General features: G+C 64.9%; 20 protein-coding genes. 7 read left to right on the forward strand and 13 right to left on the reverse strand.

Annotated elements, in window-relative coordinates; all coding sequences use genetic code 11:
• Window positions 1-40: 40 nt before the first annotated feature.
• On the forward strand, window positions 41-1,237 hold the full coding sequence (locus tag P5W98_RS32340; RefSeq protein ID WP_421028499.1) for a CaiB/BaiF CoA transferase family protein: 1,197 nt from the start codon (window positions 41-43) through the stop codon (window positions 1,235-1,237).
• A gap of 139 nt (window positions 1,238-1,376) precedes the next feature.
• Window positions 1,377-3,071 (forward strand): electron transfer flavoprotein-ubiquinone oxidoreductase, encoded by a 1,695-nt coding sequence (locus tag P5W98_RS32345; RefSeq protein ID WP_421028500.1) that lies wholly within the window; start codon window positions 1,377-1,379, stop codon window positions 3,069-3,071.
• Window positions 3,072-3,120: 49 nt separating this feature from the next.
• Here the strand turns inward: P5W98_RS32345 and P5W98_RS32350 are convergent, their stop codons facing one another.
• Complete coding sequence (locus P5W98_RS32350) at window positions 3,121-3,768, reverse strand: LysE family translocator (RefSeq protein WP_421028501.1); 648 nt, start codon at window positions 3,766-3,768, stop codon at window positions 3,121-3,123.
• Window positions 3,769-4,103: 335 nt separating this feature from the next.
• Between P5W98_RS32350 and P5W98_RS32355 the strand changes: the two genes are divergently transcribed.
• Window positions 4,104-4,334 carry a hypothetical protein gene (locus P5W98_RS32355; RefSeq protein ID WP_421028781.1) on the forward strand — a complete coding sequence of 77 codons (231 nt, stop codon included), beginning with the start codon at window positions 4,104-4,106 and terminating at the stop codon, window positions 4,332-4,334.
• A gap of 134 nt (window positions 4,335-4,468) precedes the next feature.
• Here P5W98_RS32355 and P5W98_RS32360 read toward each other — a convergent pair whose 3' ends face one another.
• Window positions 4,469-5,350, reverse strand: coding sequence for an aldo/keto reductase family oxidoreductase (locus P5W98_RS32360; protein WP_421028502.1), 882 nt, complete (start codon window positions 5,348-5,350; stop codon window positions 4,469-4,471).
• A 146-nt stretch (window positions 5,351-5,496) separates the two neighbouring features.
• Here P5W98_RS32360 and P5W98_RS32365 point away from each other — a divergent pair, with 146 nt between their 5' ends.
• A complete protein-coding gene (locus tag P5W98_RS32365) occupies window positions 5,497-6,447 on the forward strand; it encodes a LysR family transcriptional regulator (protein ID WP_421028782.1) in 951 nt (316 codons plus the stop codon).
• A gap of 30 nt (window positions 6,448-6,477) precedes the next feature.
• On the opposite strand, the gene qhpG is transcribed toward P5W98_RS32365, so the two are convergent.
• Window positions 6,478-7,827, reverse strand: a complete 1,350-nt coding sequence (gene qhpG / locus P5W98_RS32370) for a flavin-dependent monooxygenase QhpG (protein ID WP_421028503.1) — start codon at window positions 7,825-7,827, stop codon at window positions 6,478-6,480.
• 412 nt (window positions 7,828-8,239) lie between these two features.
• A complete protein-coding gene (locus P5W98_RS32375) occupies window positions 8,240-8,518 on the reverse strand; it encodes a hypothetical protein (RefSeq protein WP_421028504.1) in 279 nt (92 codons plus the stop codon).
• Between the two features lie 381 nt (window positions 8,519-8,899).
• Here P5W98_RS32375 and P5W98_RS32380 point away from each other — a divergent pair, with 381 nt between their 5' ends.
• Complete coding sequence (locus tag P5W98_RS32380; RefSeq protein WP_421028505.1) at window positions 8,900-9,586, forward strand: DUF4410 domain-containing protein; 687 nt, start codon at window positions 8,900-8,902, stop codon at window positions 9,584-9,586.
• Between the two features lie 27 nt (window positions 9,587-9,613).
• Here P5W98_RS32380 and P5W98_RS32385 read toward each other — a convergent pair whose 3' ends face one another.
• Together P5W98_RS32385 and P5W98_RS32390 are read right to left on the reverse strand one after the other, a co-directional pair.
• A complete protein-coding gene (locus P5W98_RS32385; protein WP_421028506.1) occupies window positions 9,614-10,318 on the reverse strand; it encodes a glutathione S-transferase N-terminal domain-containing protein in 705 nt (234 codons plus the stop codon).
• 100 nt (window positions 10,319-10,418) lie between these two features.
• A complete protein-coding gene (locus tag P5W98_RS32390) occupies window positions 10,419-11,132 on the reverse strand; it encodes a dienelactone hydrolase family protein (protein WP_421028507.1) in 714 nt (237 codons plus the stop codon).
• A 211-nt stretch (window positions 11,133-11,343) separates the two neighbouring features.
• On the opposite strand from P5W98_RS32390, the gene nfsB reads away from it, so the two are divergent.
• A complete protein-coding gene (gene nfsB / locus P5W98_RS32395) occupies window positions 11,344-11,997 on the forward strand; it encodes an oxygen-insensitive NAD(P)H nitroreductase (RefSeq protein ID WP_421028508.1) in 654 nt (217 codons plus the stop codon).
• 39 nt (window positions 11,998-12,036) lie between these two features.
• Here nfsB and P5W98_RS32400 read toward each other — a convergent pair whose 3' ends face one another.
• From P5W98_RS32400 to P5W98_RS32420, 5 genes are all read right to left on the reverse strand, one after another.
• On the reverse strand, window positions 12,037-13,593 hold the full coding sequence (locus tag P5W98_RS32400; protein WP_421028783.1) for an efflux transporter outer membrane subunit: 1,557 nt from the start codon (window positions 13,591-13,593) through the stop codon (window positions 12,037-12,039).
• A 53-nt stretch (window positions 13,594-13,646) separates the two neighbouring features.
• Window positions 13,647-16,964, reverse strand: a complete 3,318-nt coding sequence (locus tag P5W98_RS32405; RefSeq protein WP_421028509.1) for an efflux RND transporter permease subunit — start codon at window positions 16,962-16,964, stop codon at window positions 13,647-13,649.
• Window positions 16,961-20,116: an efflux RND transporter permease subunit gene (locus P5W98_RS32410; protein ID WP_421028510.1), complete on the reverse strand. Its 3,156-nt coding sequence runs from the start codon at window positions 20,114-20,116 to the stop codon at window positions 16,961-16,963. Before P5W98_RS32410 ends, P5W98_RS32405 begins: the two co-directional genes overlap by 4 nt.
• 18 nt (window positions 20,117-20,134) lie before the next feature.
• On the reverse strand, window positions 20,135-21,499 hold the full coding sequence (locus tag P5W98_RS32415; RefSeq protein ID WP_421028511.1) for an efflux RND transporter periplasmic adaptor subunit: 1,365 nt from the start codon (window positions 21,497-21,499) through the stop codon (window positions 20,135-20,137).
• Between the two features lie 469 nt (window positions 21,500-21,968).
• A complete protein-coding gene (locus tag P5W98_RS32420) occupies window positions 21,969-22,445 on the reverse strand; it encodes a VOC family protein (RefSeq protein ID WP_421028784.1) in 477 nt (158 codons plus the stop codon).
• 180 nt (window positions 22,446-22,625) lie between these two features.
• Between P5W98_RS32420 and P5W98_RS32425 the strand changes: the two genes are divergently transcribed.
• Window positions 22,626-22,937, forward strand: coding sequence for a cupin domain-containing protein (locus tag P5W98_RS32425; RefSeq protein WP_421028512.1), 312 nt, complete (start codon window positions 22,626-22,628; stop codon window positions 22,935-22,937).
• A gap of 30 nt (window positions 22,938-22,967) precedes the next feature.
• On the opposite strand, the gene P5W98_RS32430 is transcribed toward P5W98_RS32425, so the two are convergent.
• Both P5W98_RS32430 and P5W98_RS32435 read right to left on the reverse strand, forming a co-directional pair.
• Window positions 22,968-23,369 (reverse strand): hypothetical protein, encoded by a 402-nt coding sequence (locus P5W98_RS32430; protein ID WP_421028513.1) that lies wholly within the window; start codon window positions 23,367-23,369, stop codon window positions 22,968-22,970.
• Between the two features lie 129 nt (window positions 23,370-23,498).
• Entirely contained in the window at window positions 23,499-23,924 is a 426-nt protein-coding gene (locus P5W98_RS32435; protein ID WP_421028514.1) for a cupin domain-containing protein, read from the reverse strand.
• Window positions 23,925-24,138: the final 214 nt, after the last annotated feature.

Below are 24,138 nucleotides of genomic sequence, written 5' to 3' on the forward strand. Positions count from 1 at the left end.
ACTGTGTCGAATAACTGCGCCTATAAAGTCGAGACAAACCATGTCGGAACCCAACCGCAAGGGCCCGCTCAGCGGCCTGACCGTCATCACGCTGGAGCACGCGATTGCCGCGCCGTTCTGCACCCGTCAGCTTGCCGACCTGGGCGCGCGCGTCATCAAGGTGGAGCGGCCTGGCGTCGGCGATTTCGCGCGCGCCTACGACCATCGCACGCGCGGGCTGGCCTCGCACTTCGTGTGGACCAACCGCTCCAAGGAAAGCCTCACGCTGGACCTGAAGCAGCCCGCGGCCCAGGCGGTGCTGGGCGAGCTGATCGCCGGGGCCGACGTGCTCGTGCAGAATCTCGCCCCAGGCGCGGCCGCGCGCATGGGCTTGTCGTTCGAGGCGCTGCACGCGAAGCATCCGAAGCTCGTCGTGTGCGATATCTCCGGCTATGGCGCCGATGGCCCCTACCGCGATAAAAAAGCCTACGACTTACTGATTCAGAGCGAAGCCGCCTTTCTGTCGATCACCGGTACGCCCGATGAGCCCAGCAAGGCCGGCAATTCGATTGCCGACATCGCGGCCGGCATGTATGCCCACACGGGCATCCTGAGCGCACTCTTGCAGCGCGGCATCAGCGGAGAAGGTTCGCATGTCGAAATATCCATGCTCGAAGCGCTGGGCGAATGGATGGGCTTTCCCATGTACTACGCTTACGATGGCCAGGAGCCGCCCGCGCGCAACGGCGCGGCGCACGCCACCATCTATCCCTATGGCCCGTTCAAGGCCGGCGATGACCGCGTGGTGATGCTGGGCCTGCAAAACGAGCGCGAGTGGAAGCTGTTCTGCGATCTCGTATTGCGCCGCCCCGAGCTTGCGGCAGACCCGCGCTTCGACGCCAATGTGCGCCGCACGGAAAACCGCTCGGCCCTGAAATCGACGATCGAGCAGACGTTCGCGAGCCTCACGGCGCAGGAGGTGATCGCGCGCCTCGATGAAGCGCAGATCGCCAATGCCGCCGTCAACCAGGTGGGCGATTTGTGGACCCATCCGCAACTGCACGCGCGCGAGCGCTTTACCACCGTCGGCTCGCCCGCCGGCGCGTTGCAGGCGCTGCTGCCGCCTGCCAACGTCAATAGCTTCGACGTCCGCATGGATCCCGTGCCGGCGCTCGGCGAGCACAGCGCGGCCATTCTGCGCGAACTGGGCCGCTCGAACGCCGATATCGAGCAACTGCAGGCCGATGGCGTGATCTGAGCCACGTCCGCAATCATTGCTTCCCCCCATCGCAGGTGGGTGGTGTGAAGCAGGCCTTGGGCCATACTCACGCCGAACTATGCTGGGCACGCCACGTCAATGGGCAGCCGGGGCGCATCCCATTACTCGAGAACACACGATGAATAGCGAAGACCTTTTGGCACAACACGGCCCGCGCGAATCCATGGAGTACGACGTGGTGATCGTGGGCGGCGGCCCCGGCGGCATGGCCACGGCCATCCGCATCAAGCAACTGGCGGCGGAGCAGGGCCAGGACGTCTCGGTGGTGGTGCTCGAAAAGGGCTCCGAACCGGGCGCGCACATTCTCTCGGGCGCGATCATGGACCCCATGGCGCTGACCGAACTGCTGCCGGACTGGAAGGCGCTCGGCGCGCCGCTGAACCAGCCCGTCACCGAAGATGCCTACGTGTTCCTCGGCGAGAAAACGGCCCGACGCGTGCCCAACCGGCTCCTTCCGCCGTTCGCGCACAACCACGGCAACTACATCATCAGCCTGGGAGCGCTTACTAAATGGCTGGGCGGACAGGCGGAGTCGCTGGGCGTGGAAATCTTTCCCGGCTTTGCCGCGACCGAGGTGCTCTACAACGAAGACGGCTCGGTCAAAGGCGTGGCCACGGGCAACATGGGCATCGGCAAGGATGGCGAGCCCACCAACAATTTCCAGCTCGGCATGGAACTGCACGCCAAATACACGATCTTCGCGGAGGGTGCGCGCGGGCACCTGGGCAAGCAGGTCGTCGCGCGTTACCAGCTCGACACGGGGCGCGATCCGCAAAGCTTTGGCCTTGGCATCAAGGAGGTGTGGGAGATCGACCCGGCGCGCCACCAGCCCGGCTTCGTCATGCACACGGCCGGCTGGCCCATGGACAGCAAAACCTACGGTGGCGCTTTTCTGTACCACCTGGACGGCAACAAGATGGCCGTCGGCTTCGTTACGGGCCTCGGCTACGCCAACCCTTACCTGAGCCCGTTCGAAGAGTTCCAGCGCTGGAAGACTCACCCGGGCATTCGTCGCTACTTCGAGAACGACAACGGCGAGGTCACGGCGAAACGCCTCTCGTACGGCGCGCGCGCGATCAACGCGAGCGGCATCAATGCGCTGCCCAAATTCGTGTTCCCTGGCGGCGCACTGGTGGGTTGCGATGCGGGCTTTCTCAATGTGAGCCGCATCAAGGGCAGCCATGCCGCCATCAAGACCGGCATGCTCGCGGGCGAGGCGGCCTATGCGGCCGTGGCGGCGGGGCGCCAGCACGACGAACTCGAAGCCTACCCGGAAGCCTTCGAAAAGAGCTGGCTGCATGCCGAGCTGAACAAGGATCGCAACTTCAAGAACTGGTTTCGGTACGGTCTCGCGGTGGGCACGCTGATGAACGGCTTCGAGCAACTCGTGCTGCGTGGACGGATGCCGTGGACGCTGCGCCGGCACAAGCCCGATCATGCTTACCTCAAGCCGGCTAGCGAGTGCGAACCTATCGTGTATCCGAAGCCCGATGGCAAGCTGACGTTTGATCGCCTTTCCAGCGTATTCATCAGCAATACCAATCATGAGGAAAACCAGCCCGCGCATCTGACGCTCAAGGATGCGGGCGTGCCGGTGGGGGTCAATCTGGCGAAGTATGCGGGGCCCGAGGCGCGTTATTGTCCGGCCGGCGTTTACGAGTTCCTCGACGACGAGCTGCGAGGCGGCCAGCAGTTGCGGATCAATGCGCAGAATTGCTTGCATTGCAAGACGTGCGATATCAAGGACCCGACGCAGAATATCGTTTGGGTCACGCCTGAAGGTGGTGGCGGGCCTAATTATTCGGGCATGTGATAGGGGCTGCCGCAGGGCCTTTTGAGGCGTGGTTTTATGCTGTCTTAGCTTACTGGCGCATGAGCGCCATCATCGCGCCGAAGCCGACGAACACGCCGCCCGTCACGCGGTTGAACGCCTTTGCCACGCGACGGCTCTTGAGCGTCGCACCGATGCGCGTGCCAAAACTCGCATAGACCAGATACCAGCTCACCTCGCATACCGCGAAGGTCGTCACCAGCACGCCGAACTGGGGCAGCGTGGGACGGCTCGCGTCGATGAACTGCGGCAGCAGTGCGGCTGCGAACAGGATGGCTTTGGGGTTGCTGCCGCCGACGAGGAAGCCGTTGCGAAACAGCGCGCCCGGCGAACGCGAAATACGAGTAGCGGGTGCTTCGGTCATGGCGTCGCTGGCGCCGGCGCTGCTTTCGCTCACCGGCGAGCGCCACGCCTTCACGCCCAGATAGACCAGATAGGCCGCGCCAACGATGCGCAGCGCATTGAACAGGGTCGGCCACGCCTGGAGGACCGCGCCCAGGCCGGCGGCCGAAACGGCCAGCATCAGCACGAGTGCGGAGAGGCAGCCGCCCATGGTCGCGCTCGTGCGGCGCAGGCCGTATTGCGCGCCGTGCGACATGATCAGCAGCATATTGGGGCCAGGAATGGCGCAGACGACGAAGACAGTAGCGAGGAACAGCCACCAGGTATGGAGACTCATAGCGACAACCGGCTTAAAAAGCAAAACCTGAATTATGCCAGCCCTCGTGGACTGAAAGGGCGCAAGCGGTTAAATGATTTTGTATTCGAGACGTAGGCAAGAAGAAAAAAACGAAAGTATCGTAAGTAATTCGAAGCATTATCAACCGTTAACCATTGTCAGTTCTTGAGCGATATGATTGCCGTGCGTACCGCGCGAGCCCAGAATGCATCAACGCCCGCTGCTCTGGGCATGCAGCCTGGATGCAGGCAAGCAGCGCGCGGCAGCAACGGCCTTTAACCAGGCAAAGCCTGGCAATTTCAGGCAAACGCACTGCAATCAACCGGAGGAATCAAATGGGCATTCTTGATGAAGTGGGCAAGGTCGCGGGCGCGATTGCGGCGGTGGAAGCAACGGAAAAGGTCGACGCCGATGCCGGCTTCCTGACCAAGGCGGCCGCGGCGATCGCTGGCTTCGAGGGCGCGGGGGCGCTCGAGAAAATGGTCGAGAAGAAAGAGGACGAGAAGCAGGCCGACGACACCCAGCAAGCCGATGCAGGCGATGCGGCACAGGATTCGCAAACCTGAGTGCAACGCTCGTCGTGATTCCCGCGTGTGCCGCCTGAGTAAGCGGCACACGCGGTCGATAAGCATCGCAGAAAGCTTCTACCGCGGTCCGATGACCGCGGTTTTTTTTCGCCGTTCGAATGCTCCGACCCGGTTCATGCACCCGTTTTGCCGATTGCGTCGAGCCGCGCGAGCACTTCGCCGTTCAGTTCGAGCGTTTGCGCCTGCATGTTCTCGCGCAGATGCGCGAGCGACGACGTGCCCGGGATCAGCAGGATATTGGGCGCGCGATGCAGGAGCCACGCGAGCGCGACCGTCATCGGCGCGACGTCGAGCGACTGCGCGATCTGCGCGAGCGCCGTCGACTGGATCGGCGTGAAGCCGCCGAGCGGAAAGAACGGCACGTAGGCAATGCCACGCGTGGCAAGCGAGTCGATCAGCGCGTCGTCGGCGCGGTTCACCAGGTTGTAGTGGTTCTGCACGCAGACAATCGGGGCAATGCGCCCGGCCTCGTCGATCTGCTTCGCCGTCGCGTTGGAGATGCCGATATGGCGCACGAGGCCGCGTTCCCGCAGCGCGGCGAGCGCTTCCATTTGCTTCTCGAGAGGACCTTCGGCGGGCTTGTGGACGTCGCCCATGATGCGCAGATTGACCACGTCGAGCGTATCCAGACCCAGATTGCGCAAATTGTCCTGCACGGCACGCTCGATATCGGCGGGCTCCTGAGCGGGCAGCCACGCGCCCGTGGCATCGCGCACCGCGCCCACCTTCGTGACGATCGTGAGATCTGCGGCATAGGGATGGAGCGCCTCACGGATGATCTGGTTCGTTACGTGCGGGCCGTAGAAGTCGCTGGTGTCGAGATGGTTCACGCCGAGCGCGAGCGCCTCGCGCAGCACGGCAAGCGCCGCCGCGCGGTCCCTGGGCGGACCGAATACGCCGGGGCCGGCGAGTTGCATGGCGCCGTAGCCCATGCGGTTGACGGTGCGGCCCGCGAACGCGAACGTGCGGGAAGGTTGGCTGGACGATTGGGGCATGTCGTGCTCCTCGTGAACGGATGGCGCCAGTATGGGCGCGTTCGCGTTGTTGGATAATCCCGCCTGATCCGCACGGGTTGTTCGAAATTCCGCACAATGCGTTATGGACCCCTCGCATGGACCCCTCCGCCCGCACCCAAACCGACATGACCCACGAGAACCCTCTGCCCGCGAATCCCTCACCCGCCGCGTTCGAAATGAACGATCTGGCCGCCTTCGCCGCCGTTGCGCGCGCGGGCGGCTTTCGCGACGCGGCGCGCGCGGGTGGCGTCTCGGCTTCGAGCCTGAGCACGGCGGTGCGCCGGCTCGAGGCGAAGCTCGGCCTGCGCCTCCTGAACCGCACCACGCGCAGTGTCGCCCCCACTGAAGCGGGCCAGCGCCTGCTCGAATCGATTACGCCGCTGTTCGCCGAAATGAAAGCCGCGCTCGATGTCCTGAACGGCTATCGCGACCGTCCGGCGGGCGTGCTGCGCCTGAACGTGCCCGCCAATGTGGCGCGCAGCATTCTGCCGCCGATCCTCACGCGGTTCGTGGCTGCGTACCCCGAGATTCGCGTGGAAGTGGTGGTGGAGGATGGCTTCGTCGACGTGCTACAGGCGGGTTGCGACGCGGGCATTCGCTATGACGAGCGGCTCGAGCAGGACATGATCGCGATTCCGATCGGCCGGCGCGTGCAGCGCTTCGCGACGGCGGCGTCGCCCGCGTATCTCGCCGTGCATGGCAGGCCCACGCATCCGCGCGACCTGCTCGGGCACGTTTGTTTGCGCGTGCGTTTTTCGGGAGGCGCGATGGCGGTCTGGGAATACGCGCGCGATGGCGAGACGCTGCGCGTCGACCCGCCCGGCGCGCTCGTGGTGAAACCCGCAGCGGCGCTCGATCTCGCGATGGAGATGGCGTTGCGCGGCGCGGGCGTGATCGCACTATTCGAGGACATGCTCAAGCCGCATTTTGCAAGCGGCGCGCTGGAACCGCTGCTGCCCGACTGGTGGCCGCAGTTTTCCGGGCCGTTTCTCTACTATCCGGGCCGGCGCCATTTGCCCGCGCCGCTTCGGGCGTTTGTCGATTTCCTGAAGGCGGACGACAGCGCGCAAGCTTAGGCGACTTGGTGTGTTTTTGCCGGAGCCGTATCAGGCGAGCGCGTGCGGATAACCCTGCGCGACGAGCCACTGGCGAATCGTGTGGGCGGCGTCGGCATCGAGGGATTTAAGCGCTTCGTGCGCGCTCTCATGTGGATTTTCACGCGCGTTCTCGTGCATGAGCGCCTGAACGATGGGCGCGAGCGGCACGCCCTGGAGATGCCAGACGCCAAGTGGTTGATCGGGGCACACGACGACGTCGGCCTCGGCGATGAGATCGCCGTCGATCACCGGCGCGCGGGCGATGGCAAGCTGGCCGAAATCGGGAACCTGATGCGTGCGCTCGTCGTCCGGCCATTGGCTGCGCGCCTGCCAGAAGGGGGCTGCGCCAAAGCGCTGCTCGAGCGCGTAGACGTCGCGGCCGGTGCGGGCGAAGTGCCTGAACAGGTGCTCGATGCGTTGTTGGTGAAAGCGCAGTGCGAGATCGGCGCGCTCGGGGCGGCTAATGAGCGTGTGAATCACGGCGGGCGCCTGCAAGGCCGATGAGAGCGACTGCAAGATGCCGTTGCCCGCGAGCGGATCGACGGCCATCGCGGCGTCGCCCACACGCAACCAGTTGCGCGCGCCGGCGCGCCCGCACAGCGTGGCTGTGCTGCTGCGCGCATGAAGCCGTGCGTGCGCGCCCGTATCGCTGGCGAAAAACGCGCTCGCGAGCGGCGAGCGCCGCTTGCGAGCGCAGAATGCGAGCAGCTCGTCGCGTTGCGGCAGCTCCGCGCACGCGACGTCGAGTGTCATCTGCCAATAGCAGCGGCCGTCCGGCAGGCGCGCCATCCACGCCCAGCCGTCCTGCAGGCTTTCCACGGCCGAGCCGGTACTAGCGGCAGAGGCGGCCGCGCCTTGCCAGACGTTGAGCAGGCTCAGCGTTTGCGGGCCGCGCGTGGCGTCGCGCATGAGCGGCGCAAGCCGGCCGCGTGCCTCGACGAGAAAGTCGGCATTCAGCGAGAGCGGCCCGTCGGCGGTCTCGATCATCAGGTCGTGCGTGTGCGCCGTGGTTTGTACCGAACGCACCGCGGCCTCCACGATTTCGACGCCTGCTTCACGCAGATCGTCGCGCAGGGCCGCATCGAACGCGTGCCGGTCGACCAGAAAGTCCGCGTTGGCCGTCTGCATGGCGCCGTTCCAGAGCGTGGTGCGCACGCTCGGTCCTTGTGCGCACAGGGCGGCACGCAACAGGCCAGCACGGCGCAGTCCGCCGAGCGCGTGCAGGGAGAGGCTTTCCACAGCGTCGAAACGGCGCCGTTCGCTCACCACGGTGACCGCGTAGCCGAGCGTGGCGAGCGCGCGCGCCACGCTGGCGCCCGCCGGCCCCGCGCCAAGCACGACGATTTGCGGGGCCGTCATGACGCGAGCGGGCGCGGTTCCGCGCAGAGGCTTTCGCCAATTTGATTAGACATGCAAAGCATGTGCAAAGGATCTGGAAGCACGGCTCCGGGAGGAAGAACGTCTTGCATGCTGTCCCCCTTGAGAATGGTTGGAGTTCCGCACCTGGAAAGGTGGCGTGCGCGATAGCGCCCGTTCAATCTCGCACAGAAGCAAGGGCGAATCCATCCGGTGAACAACGCATATTGGAAAATTGACGGGAGTGTTTTCCCTGTGTTTTGACCAGGTTTTACAGTTGCGCATTCACGCTGAATAGGGCGCGAAGCGCATGATCGTTCGTTCGCGTTCGGCTCGGTATGGCATGAGCGCAGCACGATCATTCGTACTGCTGCGTTAGATGGCGTGAGGAGCGTGGCCCCGATCTATCGCCGGGTCAGTTGTTGGCCGAGCCGCCTGTTTCGTCGGCGTTTTCTAGCGCCTTGCGCTCGCGCCGTTCCTCGTTGCCGCGGCGCGCGCGCATGCGCTGGCGCGAGAGGACGTGGATGACCTCGCCCGTGCTGGCATTCTCGGGAATTTCGTTGCGGATCACGTTGGCGACCATTGGCAGGCCCTGGCGCTGGCGTCGCAGCGCGCGGGCAATTGCGCCACGGCAGACCGGTCCGTGGCAATCCCACTCGTCGCGCATTTTTCCGCAGTAACGGCATGTGTCCATGAGTTGCAGTTTAACTGGAATCGCATGACGTTTTAGGGGCACGATTCGGAGCGAAGGCCAGAGTGGACGCGTTCATGCAAGCGCGTCGTTCGGGGCGGTCAAGCCTGCTGCGCAGGCTGATCTCGGCTGCCTCCGCAACTGGCCGCCGTGCCGCACGAAACGATTCTTCGTTGACGACGGCGAGGCGAACGTGCAAGGCGCGCAGGCCGCGGGCTTGCATGCGTGCCGTTTGGTTGATGTCGGAACACTCGCGCAAGACCTGCATCGCTATGGCGCGATTGATGCGTGAGCGGACGCATGAGGATGTGACGGCCATGTGAAAAATGCATTCGGCTCCCGGCGGATAAGATAAGTGCGATCCGCTTGAATGGGGAGTCTGCGATGAAAGGTTATCGAAGCGTGTGCGTTGTGCTATGTGTGGGCTTGGGGCTCGGCGTGGCTGCGCCGGCGCTGTTCGCACAGACGAACGGCCCAGCCGCAAGCGTGCCCGCGCTGGCGCCGATCGTCTACGTGAGCGATTTTGAGCTCGACGCAGGCAGCGCGACAGCCGACCAGAATCCCGTGGATAACGCGCGCCACCTCGCGGGCAGCCTGCTGCCCCGGCCGCTCGCGCGCCGCGACGACTCGCAGGCGCATGCGCGTCAGATCGTCGAGCAGATGGCCAATACGCTGGTCGCGGACTTGCGCAAGGCGGGCGTCGATGCACGGCGCTTGCCCGCCGGCGTCGCGCCGCCCGCGCAGGGCTGGCTCGTGCGTGGCGTATTTCTCGACGTCGACGAAGGCAACCGCTTGCGCCGCACGATGGTGGGCCATGGCGCGGGTGCGGTCGAGATCGATCTGGCGGTTGCCATCGACGATCTCGCGAAGCAGGCGCCCGCGCCGCTTTACCAGGTGATCGAAACGCATTCGAGCGAGAACAAGCACGGTGCTGGCGCGGCCATTGCACTCAATCCCTACGTGGCCGCCGCAAAATTCGTGCTTGCGCGCGGCGATCAGCGCATGAGCGTCGAGCATGCGGCGGGCGAGGTCTCGGACGCCGTGTTGGCGCGCGTGAAACCCGCCCGTTAAGACCGTTTCATGACCGTTGCGCGCGCATCAATTGCGTGCGGGAATCTCCAGTCCGCGCTTGACAGCCGGACGCGCGAGGAACGCGTCGAGCGCACGCGCGACGTGACGGAAATCCTTGAAGCCGACCAGATCGCCGGCCTCGTAGAAGCCGATGAGATTGCGCACCCAGGGGAACGTCGCCATGTCGGCGATCGTATAGTGCTCGCCCATGATCCACTGGCGATTCGCGAGATGCTGATCGAGCACGCCGATGAGGCGGCGCGATTCGGCCACGTAGCGATCGCGCGGGCGCTTGTCCTCGTACTCCTTGCCGGCGAACTTGTGGAAGAAACCCACCTGGCCGAACATCGGCCCGATGCCGCCCATCTGGAACATCAGCCACTGAATCGTCTCGTAGCGCTCGCGGCCTTCGCGCGCGAGAAACTGACCGCATTTGTCGGCGAGGTAGATCAGGATCGCGCCCGACTCGAACAGCGGCAACGGTGCGCCGCCGGGGCCGTTGGGATCTATGATCGCGGGAATCTTGTTGTTCGGATTGAGCGAGAGGAATTCCGGCGAGATCTGGTCATTCGTGTCGAAGCGAACCAGATGCGGCTCGTACGGCAGCCCCGTTTCCTCGAGCATGATCGACACCTTGACGCCGTTGGGCGTGGGCAGCGAATAGAGCTGGATGCGGTCGGGATGTTGCGCGGGCCATTTAGCGTTGATGGGGAAGGCGGAAAGATCGTTCATGCGAAGTCCTGTTGCAAGGCGCCGAGGTGCGGGCGGCGTGGCGGCGCCACGGCGCATGGGCTGTGCCCGGGCGCGAGAATTTAGGGGAAACGCCGCGCGCTTAGCGCTGCGTCCACAACGTGCGGCCCCAGAACGTGAGCGTGCGATCCCACGCGCGCTGCGACCAGACCGGATCGAACTGCGTGTGCGCGATGCGGCCGGGGCCGACGGCGGTCTCGTTCGCGAATCCGTGGTAAGCCAGATAGCGGTGGAACTCGACGTTCACGCCGCCGTCGCGCAGCTTCTTTTCGAGCTCGTCGACGGTCTCGATCTTGAAGAAGCCGTCCTGCGTGCCCCAATGGCCCAGCACCGGCGCGGTGATCTTGCTCGCGTCGAGATATTCGAGCGGCGGAAAGCCGTACCACACCACGACGCCCGCGAGGTCCGGAATCATGTTCGCGGCGAGCAGCGTGAGCGCACCGCCCATGCAGTAGCCGCTCACGCCGACACGATCGGTCAGCGTCTTGAGGTGATCGACCGCGCCACGGATGTCCTGCGAGGCGGCATCGGCGAAATCGAGGCCCGTCATCAGGTGGTGTGCCTCTTCCTCTTCGACGGTGCTCTTGCCGCGGTAGAGGTCGGGCACGAGCGCGTAGTAGCCCGCTTGTGCGAGGCGGTCGGCCACGCCGCGAATCTGGTCGTTCAAGCCCCACCATTCCTGGATCACGACGATGGCGGGCGCGCCCTCGGTCTTCGCGGGCGTGGCGAGATAGCCCTGGAGCGATTGGCCATCGGGGCGATTGAAGCTGATCATGGAGCCGGCGGGGTGTGTCATGGGGTTCCTCGATGTATGGATTGAAATGCGTTGGCGAGCAACGGGCAGCCCGTAGCATAGCGCCTGGCCGTGCGCTTTGCTTGCACGTCCCATCGCACATGCTGGTAGCATACCGGCCTTGCCGCCGCCCTGGCGGCCGACGTTAGACGACTTTGTATGGGACCAGCGTCAGTGCTGAAGCACTCACTCTGGCCGGCACAGGAGAACCCAGTTGAACCTCACCCGTTTCGCGAAAGCGCGCCATGCCACCAAGGCTTTCGATTCCGCCCGCAAGATTCCGGCCGCCGTTATCGATGAACTCAAGGAACTGATCCGCTTCAGCCCCTCTTCGGTGAACTCGCAGCCGTGGCACTTCGTGGTGGCCGAAAGCGACGCGGCGCGTGCGCGCGTGGCGAAGTCCATGCAGCCGGGCTACGCCTATAACGAACCGAAGGTGATGCGCGCTTCGCACGTTCTCGTGTTGTGCGTGCGCACCGACATGGACGAGGCGCATCTGAACGCCGTGCTCGCGCAGGAAGAGGCCGATGGCCGCTTCGCGACCGCCGAGGCGAAAGCGGGCCAGCAGAACACGCGCGCCTTCTACGTGAACCTGCATCGCGAGCGCGCGGATCTGCCGGCGTGGATGGAGAAGCAGGCTTACCTTGCGCTCGGCACGCTGTTGATCGGCGCATCGACGCTCGAAATCGACGCCTGCCCGATGGAAGGCTTCGATGCGAAAGCGCTCGACGAAGAACTCGGGCTGGCCGCGAAGGGACTGACTGCGCTCGTCGTGATCGGCCTTGGCTACCGCAGCGCCGACGATTTCAACGCGAAGCTGCCGAAATCGCGTCTGGCTGCGCAAGCGGTTTTCACCGAGCTGGCGTAAGCGTTCAGCATCGCATGTCGTGCACGGCGGCGTGCGATGTCACGGGCTTGGCGACTGCCCTGGTTTGTTGGGGTTTGCGGGTGCCGTAGCATTGGGCGCGGCGGCGGTATCCACGCTTGCTGCCGCAGTCTGATTGGATGCTGGATTCGCCGCCGCCCGATCGGGATGGCGGGGATCGTGCAGCACGCCCGTCCATCCGCCGCCCAGGTCGCCGATCAGCGCCGCCGCATTGAGCAGCCGCTGCTGCTGCACGTTGAGCGAATTTTGTTGCGTACTCAACTGGGTGGCTTGCGCTGTCACTACCGTGGTGTAGTCGACCGTGCCCGCCTCATACTCATTCAGCGCTATCTGCGCGCCGCGGATCGAATCGCGCACGGCGGCGTCCAGCCGCTCGCTCTGCTGCGCGAGAATGCGCAGCCCCGAGAGATCGTTCTCGACGTTCTGGAACGCCGTGAGCACGGTGCCGCGATAGTTGGCCACCGCCGCATCGTAGCTCGCGCGCGCCGCCGCCACTTCGCCGCTGCGCGCGCCGCCGTCGAAGATCGTCTGCGTTGCGCTCGCGCCGAGCGACCACACATAGTTGCTGATGTGCAGCAGGCCCGAAAGCGGCGCCTGCGTGAAGCCGTCGAACGCCGAAAGCGAGATGTTCGGGTAATACGCGGCCACGGCCACGCCGATGGACGCATTCGCCGAGGCTATCTGGCGCTCCGCCGTGGCGATGTCGGGGCGCCGCTGCAGCAGCGTGGACGGCACGCCAGCGGGAATCGCCGGCAGCACCGGGAGCCGCGCGCTGTGCGGGATCGTCATGTCCTCGGGATTGCGGCCCACCAGCACCGCGATGGCATGCTCGTACTGCGCGCGCGCGACGCCCAGCGCGATCAGGCCGGCCTGGGCGTTCTCCAGCTGCGTGCGTGCCGTGATGAGGTCGGAAGGCGGGATCGTGCCCGCGCTGTCCTGGTTGCTCACCACGCGCAGCGAAGCCTCGTAGGCCGCCACGGTTTGCGTGAGCAGATCGATGTCGGCATCCGTCACGCGCAGGCCGATCACGGCATTGGCGAGCGAAATCTGTTCGGATAGCTGAGCATTGGCGAGCATGGCTTCGCTGGCCTGCGCGGTGGCCGATTGTTCCTCGATCTGGCGGCGCACCTTGCCCCAGAAGTCCGGTTCCCAGCTCACGCTGGCTTCCAGCGAGCCCGAGTTGACAATGAGCGCCCGGTTGCTTTGCGTGGCGCGGGACGAACGCTCACGCGTGGCGGAGCCCGTCACGCCCAGCGCGGGAAAGAGGCTCGCGCGCGCGATGCGCACTTCGGCCAGTGCCTGCTGGTAGTTCGCGTAGCTTTGCCGCACGGTCTGGTTCGAGACGGCCACGAGCGGCTCGAGTTCGTCGAGCAGCGGATCCTGGAACGCGGTCCACCATTCGCCCTTCGGTCCTTCGGCGTCGGCGGGCTCGGCCTGGGTCCAGCCGGGCAGTTCCTTCCATTGCGTGGGCACGGCGACTTGCGGGCGCTGGTAGTCGGGGCCCACCATGCAGCCGCTCGCGAGGAACGTGAGGGATGCGGCCAGCGCAAGCGGCAGCAATCGGCCTGTTGCGCGCATGCGCGGCACGAATTCAAGCGAGGCTTTGCGCCGCCCCCGGCGGTGAATCGTCTTCATGGTGCACTCTCATCGGCCTGGCGGCGGTTCCAGGGCAGGCGCGCGGCCCAGCGTGCGAGGCGTGCGCGCAGGCGGTCGAGGAACAGATAGATCACGGGCGTGGTGTAAAGAGTGAAAAGCTGGGAGAGGAGCAGGCCGCCCATCACGGTCACGCCAAGCGGCTGGCGCAGCGAGGCGCCCTGGCCAATGCCCACGGCAAGCGGTGCCGCGCCCAGCACGGCGGCGAAGGTCGTCATCATGATCGGGCGCAGCCGCACCACGGCGGCTTCGTGAATCGCGTCGCGCGCGTTACGGCCTTCGCTGCGCTGCAACTGGATCGCCACGTCCACCATCATGATGCCGTTCTTCTTCACGATGCCGATCAGCAGGATGATGCCGATCATCGCAATGACCGAGAACGGCGTGCCGAAGATCAGCATCGCCAGAATCGCGCCGATGCCGGCCGAAGGCAGCGTCGAAAGAATCGTGAGCGGGTGGATGGTGTTCTCGTAGAGCACGCCCAGCACGATATAGACCACGCCGAGCGCCGCGAGAATGATCAGCGGCACCGTGCCCATCGATTGCGCGTAGGCCTGCGCCGCGCCCGCGAACTCGCCGTGGATGGAAGCGGGCATGCCGATGTCGCGCTTGGCCTGCTCGATGATCTTGCCCGCCTCGGAGAGCGAGCCGCCCTTGGGCAGGTTGAACGAGATCGTGCCCGCCACCTCGCCGCTCTGGTGATTGACCTGGGTGGCCGTGTGGCCGGTGGTCCAGTTCATGAGCGCGGTGAGGGGCACCATGGTTTCCGCGGCGGTGCTGTTCGCGCTGCCGCTCGAACTGCCTCCCTTGCTGTTGGCGATCGAGTTGTTCTGCACGTTGGCCACGGCGTTGGCGTTGCGTTCATTGGTATTGCTGACGGTGGTGCTGGCGGCGGCGATCGCGCTATAGGGTTTGACGCCCGACATCGTCGTGCCCGGCATTTGCGTGGTGGCCGCGCCGCTCGCGTTGCCTGCCGCCGTGCTCAGGAAGATGTGGTTGAACGACTGCGGATACTGCCAGTACTGCGGCGCCACCTCCATCACCACGAAGTACTGGTTGATGGGGTTGTAGATGGTGGAGACGGCGCGCTGTCCGAACGCGTCATAGAGCACGTTGTCGATCTGGTTCGGATCGAAGCCGTAGCGCTTGGCCGTCGCGCGGTTCACCGTGACATAGGTTTGCAGGCCGTTTTGCTGCAAGTCCGAGTTCACGTCGGTAAGGGTGCCGTGGTGCTTGTTCAGCTCGTCGATGAGCCTGGGCGTCCATTTGAAGAGCGCGTCGGCGTCGTCGCTCGTGAGCGTGTACTGATATTCGGCTGCCGATTGCCGCCCGCCGATCTGCAGATCCTGCTGCGCCTGGAGGAACAGGCGCGCGCCCGACACCGCGTTGAGCTTGGGCCGCAAGCGGTTCACGACTTCGGTGGCGGAAAGCTTGCGTTGCGCGAGCGGCTTGAGCTCGATGAAGACCGTGGCCGAGTTGAGCGCGCGTCCGCCCGTGAAGCCCGCGACCGATTCCACGGCCGGATCTTTCTGCACGATGTCCTGCAATTGCGCGAGCTTCTTTTCCATCGCCGTGAACGAGATGCTCTGGTCGGCGATGATCTGGCCGATCAGGATGCCCGTGTCCTGCTCCGGAAAGAAGGTGCCGGGGAGCAGGCGCGCAAGAAACACATTGCCGACCAGCAAGGCGAACAGGATGAAGATCGTGAGCCGAGCATGATTGAGCGCGACGTCGAGCGTGCGCGAATAGAACTGCTTGAAATGTTCGAACTGCGCGTTGATCCACTGGGCCGAGCGCGAGGGCTTGCGCTCCTTGCGCTCGCGCTCGAGCACATAGGCGCACATGGCCGGCGTGACGGTGAGCGAGACCACGAGCGAAATGACGATCGCGATGGAGAGCGTCATCGCGAACTCATGAAAGAGCAGGCCGACGATGCCCGGCATCAGCAGGATCGGCAGGAACACGGCGATCAGCGATAGGCTCATCGAGAGCACTGTGAAGCCCACTTCGCCCGCGCCGCGCAGCGCGGCTTCCTTGGGATCGAGCCCGGCCTCGATATGGCGCACGATGTTTTCGAGCACCACCACGGCGTCGTCCACCACGAAGCCGGTGCCGATGGTGAGCGCCATCAGCGAGAGCGAGTCGATGCTGTAGCCGAGCAGGTACATCGGCCCGAACGAGCCCACGATGGACAGCGGCAGCGCCACGGCCGGAATGAGCGTCGCGCGCGGCGAGAGCAGGAACACGAACACCACGCCGATCACGAGCAGTACGGCGATAAACAGCGTGCGCTCGGTGTCGGCCACCGAGTCGCGCACCGCCTGGGAGCGGTCGATCGCCACGTTCACCTTGATCGTGCCGGGCAGCGCGGCCTCGATATAGGGCAGGCGCGCCTGGATCTGCTGCACGGTCTTCACGACGTTGCTGCCCGGCATCGGGTAGACGATCACGAGCACCGCCGACTTGCTGTTGAAGAGACCGGCATTGCGGATGTTCTCGTTGGAGTCGTTCACGGCGCCCACGTCGCGCAGATACACGGGCGCGCCGTTGCGGTAGGCGATGACGATGTCGCGAAACGGCGCGGCGTTGCTGATCTGGTCGTTCGATGTCACCACGAAGCGCTGCTCGCCCTGATCGATATGGCCTTTTGCGCTGTTCGCATTGGCCGCGCCGATGGCGGCGCGCACGTCTTCGAGCCCGATGCCGTAGCTATTGAGCTTGCCGGGCTCCAGCTCCACGCGCACCGAAGGCAGCGCGCCGCCGCCCAGCGTGATCTGGCCCACGCCGTCCACCTGCGAGAGCTGCTGCATGATGACCGAATCGGCGGAGTCGTAGAGCTGGGCCTTGGTGAGCGTATCGGAGGTGAGCGCGAGCACCATGATCGGCGCGCTCGCGGGGTTGTACTGCCGGTAGGTGGGGTTGCTGCGCAGCGTGGTGGGCAGATCGGCGCGGGCGGCCTGGATGGCCGCTTCCACGTCGCGCGCCGCGCCGTTGATATCGCGGTTCAGGCCGAACACCACGACGATCAGTGAGGATCCCGTATTGTTGATCGAAGTGAGCTGGCTCACGTCGGCGATGGTGCCCAGGCGCCGTTCGAGCGGCTCGGCGACCGTGGCCGCCATGGTCTCGGGGCTCGCGCCCGCCATATTGGCCTGCACCACGATCACCGGAAAGGCGATGTTGGGCAGCGGCGCCACGGGCAGCCGGAAAAACGCCAGCGTGCCGGCGAGCAGGATCGCGATCGCGAGAAGCGAGGTCGCGACCGGCCGCCGGATGAAGAGCGCCGAGAGATTCACGGCGTGCCCTCGGGCGCGGGCGGTGCGCCGCCGCCATCTGCGCCGCCTGCTTCATCGCCGCTTGTGCCGCGCTTGCGCTTGCGCCCGAAGCGCTCGGCGAGCCGGTCGAAGAACAGATAGATCACGGGCGTCGTAAACAGCGTGAGCAGTTGCGACACCGTCAGCCCGCCGATGATCGCGAGGCCGAGCGGGCGGCGCAGCTCGGAGCCCGTGCCGGTGCCGAGCAGCATCGGCAGCGCGCCGAGCATGGCGGCGAGCGTGGTCATGAGGATCGGCCGGAAGCGCAGCAGCGATGCCTCGAAGATCGCCTCGCGCGGCGGCTTGCCGTGCACGCGTTCGGCTTCGAGCGCGAAGTCCACCATCATGATGGCGTTCTTTTTCACAATGCCGATCAGCAGCACGATGCCGATGATGCCGATCACGTCGAGGTCTTTGCCCGCGATCATCAGCGCGAGCAGCGCCCCGATGCCGGCCGAAGGCAGCGTCGAAAGAATCGTCACCGGATGGACATAGCTCTCGTAGAGCACGCCCAGCACGATATACACGGCCACGATGGCCGCGATCAGCAGATAGATCTCGCTGGAGAGCGAATCTTCGAACGCCTGCGCCGCGCCCTGGAACGACGAGGTGATCGAGGGCGGCAGCTGCACGGCGGCCTCGGCCTTGCGGATGTCGCGCACGGCGGCGGAGAGCGACGCGCCATCGGCGAGATTGAACGAGATCGTGACCGAGGGGAATTGCGCAAGGTGGCTGATCATCAGCGGCGAGCGCGTGATGTCGATCGTCGCGATGCCTTTGAGCGGCACCTGGCCCGAGGCGGCGGTCTGGCTCGGCAGATAGATGTCGCCGATCGATTCCACCGTGGGCAGCGACTCGGGCTTGGCCACGAGAATCACGCGGTACTGGTCCGACTGCTGGAAGATGGTCGAGACGATGCGCTGGCCGAGCGCGTCGTAGAGCGCGTTGTCGATGGTCGCCGCCGTGATGCCGTAGCGCGCCGCGAGCTGGCGGTTCACCTGCACGTTCACGGACAGGCCGTCGGTGTTCAGGTTGCTCGTGACGTCGGCAATCGAGGGAATCTGCTTCATTCGCGCGATGAGGGCCGGCACGTATTGCTGGAACGCCTGCTGGTTCGGGCCGCGCAGCACGAAGTTGTACTGGTTGCGCGAGACCGTGGTGTCGAGCGTGAGATCCTGCTCGGGCTGCAGATAGAGGCGGATGCCCGGTACTTTCGCGACCGACTGCTGGATGCGCCGCGCGATCTCCTCGGCAGTTTCGGCGCGGTCGTCATGCGGCTTCAGGTTGATCAGGAAACGCCCGTTGTTGAGCGTGTTGTTGATGCCGTCGATGCCCACGTACGAGGTGAGCGAAACCACATCGGGGTCCTTGAGAATTTCTTCGGCGAGCGCGGACTGGCGGCGCACCATCGCCTGATACGAGACCGAGTTGTCGGCCACGCTGATGCCCTGGATCACGCCCACGTCCTGCACCGGGAAGAGACCCTTGGGAATCGCCACGTAGAGCAGGCCCGTGAGCACGACCGTGGCCACCGCCACGGCGAGCGTGAGCGTCTGGTGATCGAGCACCCAGCGCAGGCCGCGCTCATAGGCGGCGAGCGTCTTGTTGAAGAGGCCTTCGCTGACGCGCTCGAAGCGGCTCGGATGGCGCTCGGCCTGGGCGCGCAGGATGCGCGCGCACAGCATCGGCACGACGGTGAGCGAGACCACGGCCGAGAGCACGATGGTCACCGCGAGCGTGACCGCGAATTCGCTGAAGAGCCGGCCGATCACGCCGCCCATGAACAGCAGCGGAATCAGCACCGCGATCAGCGAGATCGTGAGGGACAGAATGGTGAAGCCGATCTGCCCCGCGCCCTTGAGGGCCGCCTGCAAGGGTTTGTCGCCTTCTTCCAGATAGCGCACGATGTTCTCGATCATCACGATCGAGTCGTCGACCACGAAGCCCGTGGCGATGATGAGCGCCATCAGCGAGAGGTTGTCGATCGAGTAGCCGAGCTCGTACATGAGCGCGAGCGTGCCGATCAACGAGACCGGCACCGAGATGCTCGGAATGATCGTGGCGGGCAGATTGCGCAGGAACACGAAAATCACGGCCACCACGAGCGCCACGGCGAGCACGAGTTCGAACGCCGCGTCGTTGACCGAGGCCTGGATCGCCCCCACGCTGTTGGAGACCACCGTGACCTTCATGCCGGCGGGCAGCGTGGCTTCGAGCTGCGGCAACTGGCGCATGATCTGGTTGACGGTGGCGATCACGTTCGCGCCCGGCTGGCGCTGCACGTTCAGCACGATGGCGGGCGCTTTGTTGTACCACGCGCCGCGCTCGACATCCTGGGCCGCCGTGGACACGCGCGCGACGTCGCGCATGAACACGGGCGCGCCGTTCTGGTAGGCGATGACCGTGTGTTCGTAATCCTTGGGGTCCGAGATCTGGTCGTTCGAGTTGATCGTGTAGTCGAGCTCGGGACCGTCGAAGTTGCCCTTCGGCGCGCTGATGTTGACGTTGGCGAGCAGCGTGCGCAGATCGTCGATATTCAGGCCGTAGCCGGCAAGCTTTTGCGGGTCGGCTTCCACGCGCACGGCGGGCACGTGGCCGCCCGCCGTGCTCACGAGACCCACGCCCTGCACCTGGGAAATCTTCATCGCGAGCCGGTTGTTGGCCGCGTCCTGCAACTGCGTGAGCGACATCGACTTCGAGGTCAGCGCGAGCGTGAGAATGGGCTGGTCGGCGGGATTCACCTTGGCGTAGGTGGGCGGCGCGGGCAGGCCGCTCGGCAAGTAGCTGTTGGCCGCGTTGATGGCCTGCTGCACGTTCTGCTGCGCCACGTCGAGGTTGAGCGAGAGATCGAACTGCAGCGTGATGACCGAGGCGCCCTCGGAACTGTACGAGACCATCTGCTGCAGGCCCGGAATCTCGCCGAGCTGCACTTCGAGCGGCGCCGTGACCGTGGTGGCCATGACGGTCGGGCTCGCTCCGGGGTAGAAGGTTTGCACCTGGATGGTCGGGTAGTCGACCGAAGGCAGCGACGACACCGGCAGGAACTTCATCGCCAGCAGGCCGACCAGCACCAGCGCGATCATCAGCAACGAAGTCGCGACCGGCCGCAGGATGAAAAGACGCGAAATATTCATCGGCGCAAGGGCGGGGGATCAGGACGCTTCTGAGGCGGGTGCTGCTTGAGAGGCGGCCGGTGGCGCTGCGGCGCCCACGGTGCTCGCGCCCGATGCCGGCGGCAGCGGTCTCGAAAGCGGATGCGCAGGGTTGCCCATGCGCGCCGCGCTCGCGCCGTGCGGCGCGCCAGTTGCACCTGGTTTTGCCTCGGAAGGCTGGATTTTCGCGCCGTCGTTGAGGCGGTCGAGCCCGTCGGTCACCACGCGCTGGCCCGCCGCGAGGCCCGCGACGATCACCGTATGCCGGCCGTCGCCCGGGCCCTGCGTGACCTTGTGGACCGACACGGTGTTGTCGGCATTCACGAGATACACATAGTCGCCGGGTGCGCCGTTTTGCACGGCGGGCGTGGGCACGAGCACGGCGTTTTCCATCGTGTCCACCAGCAGCCGCACGTTTACGAACTCGTTGGGAAACAGCGCCTCGTCGTCGTTGGGCACGCTTGCGCGCAGCGTGACCGTGCCGGTGGCCGTGGCCATCTGGTTGCTGATCGCGTAGAGCATGCCGGTGGCGAGCTCGCGGGTGTTGTCGCTGCTATAGATCGTGACCGGCAGTTTCGCGCCGGCGTTCACGCGCTGGAGCACGCTCGACAGCGCGTTTTGCGGCACCGTGAATTGCACCGTGGTGGGCTTCATCTGCGTGATGACGGCGATGCCGGTCGAGCTCGACGCCGTTACGTAATTGCCCGGATCGACGAGGCGCAAGCCCACGCGCCCCGATACAGGCGCGGTGATGTGGCAGTAGGCGAGATCGAGCTCGAACTGCTTGATGTTGGCGAGATCGGCCTTCACGGCGGCCTCGTCCTGGGCCACAAGGAACTTCTGGTCGGTATAGGTTTGCTCGGCAACCGACTGCTTTTCGTGGAGCTGCGTGTAGCGCGCGAGGTCGGCGCGGGCCTGCGCGAGCGACGCGCGGTCCTTGGCGAGCTGCGCCTCGGCCTGCTCCTTGCTGATTTCATATTGGCGCGGATCGATCTGCGCGAGGAACTGGCCTTTCACGACCTCCTGGCCTTCGCGGTAGCCGACTTGGGTGAGGTAGCCGCTCAGTTGCGGCAGCACCGTGACGGTGGCGACCGGTGTGACGGTGCCGAGCGCGTCGAGCGTCACCGGCATCGAGCCGAGCGTGGCGGGCGCAACGGTCACGACCTGCGCGGGCGCGGCGTGCTCGGGCTTCTTGCCGCGCAGCACGTGCATGACGACGAGCGCGATCAGCACCAGCACGATCAGCGCGAGAATCCAGCGCCCGCGGCGCTTGCGCGGCGGCGGCGCGTCGGGTGCCTTGGACGTGGGCGGCGTGGGGGGAGTTGGGACTTGCGGGGCAGCGGGGTGGTTTGGCGTGTCGCTCATGCCAGTCTCCCAGTGGTGCCGACGGGATGCGCAGCGCGAATGCGGGGGGCATGAGCGGACCGCGGCGCCTGTACCGCGCCGGGCCGGTTATCGTCGGATTGCATACGCATAATCTTGGTTGTTGTGTGCCGCCGATGCTGGGCGCGGTCGGGCTGAGAGGGCCGGACCGCGAAGCCTGGAAACTCGCAGTCTAACCAACTCATGCGTTAATTTATAAACGTCAGGTATTTGAAAGATTTATTGCCATTACAAGGGGCGGATTTTGTCATCCGGCTTTACGTGACATTGAGCGGCTTTACCGGCAGCGGGTTTGCGCGGGGAGCGACAAGCAATGGAAAGCAGCGGCAACATGCAGTGCGCACGCTACCTGGGGATTCTTGCAAAAAGCTTTCGTGCGGTGAGAAGCTCTGCGCTAGCGCAATGGCGGGGGCGCGTAGGGTTTCGATCGCGCAGAGCGTGGCGTTGCGGGTCAGCCGGCCGTACCCGCATAGGCCGCTCTCAGCGCGGCGACGTCGAACTTCACCATCGACATCATGGCTTTGGCCACGCGGGCGGCCTTGACCGGGTCGGAATCGGCCATCATGCGCATGAGATCGTCGGGGACGATCTGCCATGCGATGCCGAAGCGGTCTTTCAGCCAGCCGCACTCGAGTGGCGCGCCGCCATCTTCGAGCAGGGCGTTCCAGTACCGGTCGACCTCGGCTTGATCTGCGCAGTCGACCATGAGCGAGATCGAGAGGTTGAACGCCTCGGGCTGCCCGGAGCCCATGGCAATAAAGGGCTGCCCAAAGAGTTCGAAGTCGACTACCTTGGTATCGCCGGCGCTCGTAATCGGCGTGACGCGGACGATGCGCGAGTCCGGGAAGATTGTCGTGTAAAAGGCCGCGGCTTCCTCGACCTGCGCGGCGGAATACCAGAGAAAAGGCGTGATTTTTTGAATCGCCATGACGCATCTCCTGTTGATGTCTGCACCCATGTGCGGGCGGCCGAAAGTAACGCATGTTGCCATCGATAGGGCGAATGCAGGCTAACAAAATAGATACCCGGCGCCGAAAAGTCTCGATTTTTTGCGCCAGTCTGGCGTGATATTCTCGAAGCCCCTTTCCCCAAGGCCAGCCGGTTCGTCATGAAGATCATTCGTAGCAGGCGCCTTACTGCTGACCGCCCTTGGGGCGCGCTCGATATTGCCAATATGCGCGGCATTACCACGAGGCTGCACTGGACGAATGAACCTTATCGATGGCACGTCAACGATGGCGAAGAGGTGTTTGTCGTGCTCGATGGCCGGGTCGACATGCGCTACCGCGAAGCGGGTATCGAGCAATCGGTGATCCTGGAAACAGGCGATATTTTTTATGCGTCCGTTGGGACCGAGCATGTGGCGCATCCGCTTGGCGAGGCGCGCATTCTCGTGGTTGAAACGGAGGGTAGTGTGTAAGGCCGGCGTGGCCTCCGGGCTGGCGGGCAACTATCCGAAAACCCGAGCCCAAACCGCACGAATGCGCCGCGCGCGATCTTCAAGGAGATATGGAGCGATCAGTGCGAGCAGCCCTGAGAGGATTCCCGTCATGATGTGCTCGACAACGGGAATACGGTAGTGGCTTTTGTGCGAGTAGGCATCGCCCAGCGTCGTCAGGCAGCCGACAATGAGTGCATTGCCGTATCGATGCGCGTAGAGTTTTGCAGCCGGCGTGAAAGTTAGCAGTACGGCCAGAATTCCGGTGAGCAGTCCGGTATGGAGGGCAATCGTCCAGTGGGCGAGACTCATGATATTGCCCCAGCTTCCCGGCATGCAGGTCATGCAGGCGCTGGTGGGCTGCCAGAAACGCTGGACGAACAGCCGGGCGCGGCGCTTCCATTCTCCTGACATGATGTGTTCCCCGTTGGGATCCCGTCATCGACATCCTCTTGACGTCACGCCAGCGTACTCTTGAGCTTCAAGGGCTGCATCGAGTGATTCGATGGTGAACGTTGATCGGACGGTGCCAGGCACCCCCCGTCAAACCCACTGGTCGTTCGCAACCGTGCGTTCGCTTGCGGCGTTCTCTCCGGTATTCACAACGCCGCGCGGCTCGATCAGCAGCACTTTCACTTCGCCCTGAGCGCAGGGTTTGTGCTCGACGCCTTTGGGCACGACCGCCATTTGACCGGCGTGCAGCACGATCGAGCCGTCGCCCTGTGGGCCACCGCGAAAATCGATGCGCAGTTCGCCGTCGAGCACGATAAAAGTTTCATCGGTCTCGCTGTGCTGGTGCCAGACGAAGTCGCCCTCGAGCTTGACGACCTTGAATTGGTAGTCGTTCATTTCCGCGACCACCCGCGGCTGCCAGTGGCCCTCGATCAGCGCGATCTTGCCAGCCAGGTCGATCGCTTCGCATTGGCCGCGCGCGGCGGGTGCAGTCTGGGAAGGCGTTGATGCGGACATCGTTCTCTCCGTGCAGGTGTGGATGTCTTGCCGAGAATATGCAACAGCCGCGGCTGCGCCTGCACAAGGCGCGAGCCAGGGCACCGAGAATGCCACATTTGCGCGCCGCGCGCCGCCGCGCTTGCAGCCGCGCTTGAACAGCACCCTCAAACAAAAAAAGCCGCTCCAGAGAGCGGCTTTCGTCCGGAAGGAAGGCGCCGGTTCGAAATCCACG

Origin of the sequence: Paraburkholderia sp. A1BS-2L, from assembly GCF_051125205.1 — a bacterium.
In the GTDB taxonomy this organism is placed as follows: domain Bacteria; phylum Pseudomonadota; class Gammaproteobacteria; order Burkholderiales; family Burkholderiaceae; genus Paraburkholderia.

What these genes read in the sequence shown, in the direction of transcription:
- P5W98_RS32390 (WP_421028507.1), bottom strand. Translation starts at nt 11,132, where the DNA reads ATGACACACCCCGCCGGCTCCATGATCAGCTTCAATCGCCCCGATGGC.
- P5W98_RS32430 (WP_421028513.1), bottom strand. Translation starts at nt 23,369, where the DNA reads ATGTCAGGAGAATGGAAGCGCCGCGCCCGGCTGTTCGTCCAGCGTTTC.
- qhpG (WP_421028503.1), bottom strand. Translation starts at nt 7,827, where the DNA reads ATGACGGCCCCGCAAATCGTCGTGCTTGGCGCGGGGCCGGCGGGCGCC.
- P5W98_RS32355 (WP_421028781.1), top strand. Translation starts at nt 4,104, where the DNA reads ATGGGCATTCTTGATGAAGTGGGCAAGGTCGCGGGCGCGATTGCGGCG.
- P5W98_RS32360 (WP_421028502.1), bottom strand. Translation starts at nt 5,350, where the DNA reads ATGCCCCAATCGTCCAGCCAACCTTCCCGCACGTTCGCGTTCGCGGGC.
- P5W98_RS32410 (WP_421028510.1), bottom strand. Translation starts at nt 20,116, where the DNA reads ATGAATATTTCGCGTCTTTTCATCCTGCGGCCGGTCGCGACTTCGTTG.
- P5W98_RS32400 (WP_421028783.1), bottom strand. Translation starts at nt 13,593, where the DNA reads ATGCGCGCAACAGGCCGATTGCTGCCGCTTGCGCTGGCCGCATCCCTC.
- P5W98_RS32350 (WP_421028501.1), bottom strand. Translation starts at nt 3,768, where the DNA reads ATGAGTCTCCATACCTGGTGGCTGTTCCTCGCTACTGTCTTCGTCGTC.
- P5W98_RS32385 (WP_421028506.1), bottom strand. Translation starts at nt 10,318, where the DNA reads ATGAACGATCTTTCCGCCTTCCCCATCAACGCTAAATGGCCCGCGCAA.
- P5W98_RS32340 (WP_421028499.1), top strand. Translation starts at nt 41, where the DNA reads ATGTCGGAACCCAACCGCAAGGGCCCGCTCAGCGGCCTGACCGTCATC.
- P5W98_RS32415 (WP_421028511.1), bottom strand. Translation starts at nt 21,499, where the DNA reads ATGAGCGACACGCCAAACCACCCCGCTGCCCCGCAAGTCCCAACTCCC.
- P5W98_RS32365 (WP_421028782.1), top strand. Translation starts at nt 5,497, where the DNA reads ATGACCCACGAGAACCCTCTGCCCGCGAATCCCTCACCCGCCGCGTTC.
- P5W98_RS32420 (WP_421028784.1), bottom strand. Translation starts at nt 22,445, where the DNA reads ATGGCGATTCAAAAAATCACGCCTTTTCTCTGGTATTCCGCCGCGCAG.
- P5W98_RS32380 (WP_421028505.1), top strand. Translation starts at nt 8,900, where the DNA reads ATGAAAGGTTATCGAAGCGTGTGCGTTGTGCTATGTGTGGGCTTGGGG.
- P5W98_RS32345 (WP_421028500.1), top strand. Translation starts at nt 1,377, where the DNA reads ATGAATAGCGAAGACCTTTTGGCACAACACGGCCCGCGCGAATCCATG.
- P5W98_RS32375 (WP_421028504.1), bottom strand. Translation starts at nt 8,518, where the DNA reads ATGGACACATGCCGTTACTGCGGAAAAATGCGCGACGAGTGGGATTGC.
- P5W98_RS32425 (WP_421028512.1), top strand. Translation starts at nt 22,626, where the DNA reads ATGAAGATCATTCGTAGCAGGCGCCTTACTGCTGACCGCCCTTGGGGC.
- P5W98_RS32435 (WP_421028514.1), bottom strand. Translation starts at nt 23,924, where the DNA reads ATGTCCGCATCAACGCCTTCCCAGACTGCACCCGCCGCGCGCGGCCAA.